Origin of the sequence: Flavobacterium sp. UBA4854, assembly GCF_002399805.1 — a bacterium.
GTDB lineage: Bacteria > Bacteroidota > Bacteroidia > Flavobacteriales > Flavobacteriaceae > Flavobacterium > Flavobacterium ginsengisoli.
Genome location: NZ_DHEI01000109.1, coordinates 9,696 through 11,238 on the forward strand (window position 1 = coordinate 9,696; position 1,543 = coordinate 11,238).

Here is a 1,543-nt window from a genome sequence, read left to right on the forward strand (position 1 = left end):
ATTAAAAAGTTATTTCTTTCTCTCAATAACATAATTCACCATCAAAGTCAGCGCATCTTTATACTCAGAATCGTCAAAGTTTTGAAGTAATGCAAGTGCTTCCTGCTGGAATTCGACCATTTTGTTTTCGGCGTAAGCCAAACCATTATTATCTTTTACAAAAGCAATCACTTCTTTTACGCGTTTTTTGTCTTTGTTGTGGTTTTTAATAGAATTTATCAGCCACTTTTTTTCTTGTGGAGTACAAGTATTTAAAACGTGAATTAAAGGCAAAGTCATTTTTTGCTCCTTAATATCTATTCCAGTTGGTTTTCCGATAGCTTCTTCGCTGTAATCAAATAAATCGTCTTTGATTTGAAATGCCATTCCGATCAGTTCACCGAATTTACGCATGTTTTCTACCTGTACATCATCTTCAATTACAGCTTTCGCGCCAAGCGCACAACAAGCTGCTATAAGCGTTGCTGTTTTCTTTCTGATGATTTCGTAATAAACATCTTCAGTAATATCAAGTCGACGTGCTTTTTCGATTTGAAGCAATTCTCCTTCGCTCATTTCGCGAACGGCTACAGAAATAATTCTTAATAAATCAAAATCGCCATTATCAATAGAGAGCAATAAACCTTTAGACAATAAATAATCTCCGACCAAAACAGCAATTTTATTTTTCCAAAGTGCATTGATTGAGAAAAATCCGCGACGGCGATTACTATCGTCAACAACATCATCGTGTACTAAAGTAGCGGTGTGAATAAGCTCAATTACTGACGCTCCGCGATATGTTCTTTCGTTTACACTACCGCCAGAAACCATTTTTGCAGTAAGAAAAACAAACATCGGACGCATTTGTTTTCCTTTGCGGTTTACGATATAATAAGTGATTCTGTTTAGTAAGGCAACCTTAGAAGTCATCGACTCATGGAACTTTTTTTCGAAAAGTTCCATCTCGTTAAAAATGGGCTGCTTTATTTGAGATGTAATATTCATTTAGACTCCAAATATACTATTTTAAATAAAAATACGTTGTGTATTTTAGGTTAGGATTTAAATAATTTATGCCTTAACCTGAAAAAAAACTCCAAAAATAGCTCTAACTAATACTGATTTGAATTCATTAACTTAAAAGAACCCAAAATTATTATTTTATGAAAACAAAGCTTTTATTAATTAGTACTTGTATTACTATGTCTTTTTTCGTCAGCTGTAATTCTGATGAAAAAACAAATGACGGATCGGGATCGACAGCGGCGATTACCAACGATGAGATTATAGCCAACTCTAAAATCGATGCTTCTGTAGAAGATGTTACTAATATTGCCGAAGATCAATTTAGCTCTCAGCTCAATGTAAATTCAAAACCAAGCGGACCTATAAAAAATTATCTTCCTAGCTGTGCTACAATTACTACCGTTTTTACAAATAATACTTGGACAAAAACAGTAGATTTTGGTGTTGAAGGCTGTACTTTAAATAACGGAAATACAGTAAAAGGTAAAATGGTTGTTTCTTTTGCAAACGATTTTACTTCTTCTACACAAACTAT

General features: G+C 33.6%; 1 protein-coding gene and 1 pseudogene. One reads left to right on the plus strand and one right to left on the minus strand.

Annotated elements, in window-relative coordinates; translation table 11 throughout:
- Window positions 1–9: 9 nt before the first annotated feature.
- Window positions 10–987 carry a polyprenyl synthetase family protein gene (locus tag B3J44_RS16290; RefSeq protein WP_286969691.1) on the minus strand — a complete coding sequence of 326 codons (978 nt, stop codon included), beginning with the start codon at window positions 985–987 and terminating at the stop codon, window positions 10–12.
- A 158-nt stretch (window positions 988–1,145) separates the two neighbouring features.
- Between B3J44_RS16290 and B3J44_RS16295 the strand changes: the two are divergent.
- A pseudogene (locus B3J44_RS16295) lies at window positions 1,146–1,543 on the plus strand (hypothetical protein); the annotation flags it as partial.

What these genes read in the sequence shown, in the direction of transcription:
- B3J44_RS16290 (WP_286969691.1), bottom strand. Translation starts at nt 987, where the DNA reads ATGAATATTACATCTCAAATAAAGCAGCCCATTTTTAACGAGATGGAA.